Raw genomic sequence first — 1,062 nt, 5'->3', positions numbered from 1 at the left:
GGAGCTCTCAGAAAGCGTAGGTGCCGAACCGGCCCCAAGCCACGAACACAGCCAAGGCGAGTAGCACGAGATTTGCCACGATCATCTGCGGCTCCTTGCGACGCCCGTGGACGACCGCGGCACCGGCCATCACCAGCGCCAGACCGGTCGCGGCGAGCGGCACGAGCACCGGGGCGATATCGAAGACCGCGGGCAGGATCAGGCCGAGCGCACCGAGCACTTCCACCACGCCGATGGCCTTGACCGCACCATCACCGAAATCGCCCGCCCAGCCCATACCGGACTCGACAAGCTTCTGTTTGGGCTGGGCGATCTTCATCAGGCCGGCGCCGAGGAAGGCGGCGGCAAGGATTCCGGCGATGATCCACAGGACGACGTTCATGGTTTGCTCCTCAGCAAATTTAGTTGATATTGCAAGCAACTGTAGGCGCAGATTACTTGCTCCGTCAAGTGATAGATGGCAAGGTTATACTTGCGTCGGCAAGTAAGGAGAGGGTTGTGGCAGTGAACGAGGAGCCCCAGTGGCTGACCGAACAACAACAGCAGGTCTGGTTCTCACTCGTCGGTGTGCTCACCCGGCTGCCCGACCGCCTCGACGCCCAACTGCAACAGGACGCCGGCATCAGTCACTTCGAATATCAGGTGATGGCGATGCTATCGATGTCGCCACGGCGCACCCGGCGCATGAGCGACCTCGCCGCCCTCGCCAACGGTTCCCTGACCCGCCTGTCCCGCACCGTCGACCGCCTCGACAAGCGCGGCTGGGTGACCCGCCACCCCGACCCCGACGACGGCCGCTCCACCCTGGCGGTGCTGACCGATGACGGCTGGGACAAAGTCGCGGCCACCGCCCCCGCCCATGTCGCCGAAGTCCGCCGCCTCGTCTTCGACCCCCTCACCAAAACCCAGGTCCGCCAGCTCGGCGAAATCACCAACCGGATGAGACAGGTCGTATACGACGACGGATGCCCCCCTGGACTGCCGGGCCAGATACCGCCTGATACTCGGCAAGAGCCGTAGCCACCACGACCGCGGGTCACACCGCGCTGATCGGTCACACAG

At 64.5% G+C, this 1,062-nt stretch carries 2 protein-coding genes; one reads left to right on the top strand and one right to left on the bottom strand.

Annotated elements, in window-relative coordinates; all coding sequences use genetic code 11:
- Positions 1 to 7: 7 nt before the first annotated feature.
- A complete protein-coding gene (locus AB0I35_RS32365; protein WP_357400109.1) occupies positions 8 to 382 on the bottom strand; it encodes a DoxX family protein in 375 nt (124 codons plus the stop codon).
- Positions 383 to 498: 116 nt separating this feature from the next.
- Between AB0I35_RS32365 and AB0I35_RS32360 the strand changes: the two genes are divergently transcribed.
- On the top strand, positions 499 to 1,020 hold the full coding sequence (locus AB0I35_RS32360; RefSeq protein WP_357400108.1) for a MarR family winged helix-turn-helix transcriptional regulator: 522 nt from the start codon (positions 499 to 501) through the stop codon (positions 1,018 to 1,020).
- Positions 1,021 to 1,062: the final 42 nt, after the last annotated feature.

The organism is Nocardia sp. NPDC050378, assembly GCF_040655675.1.
Classification (GTDB): Bacteria; Actinomycetota; Actinomycetes; order Mycobacteriales; family Mycobacteriaceae; genus Nocardia; species Nocardia coubleae.
The sequence above is the reverse complement of the archived record's forward strand: the minus strand, read 5'-3'. Positions and strand labels throughout refer to the sequence as shown.

Excerpts from the sequence above, each read along its gene's own strand:
- AB0I35_RS32365 (WP_357400109.1), bottom strand. The coding sequence starts at position 382 with ATGAACGTCGTCCTGTGGATCATCGCCGGAATCCTTGCCGCCGCCTTC.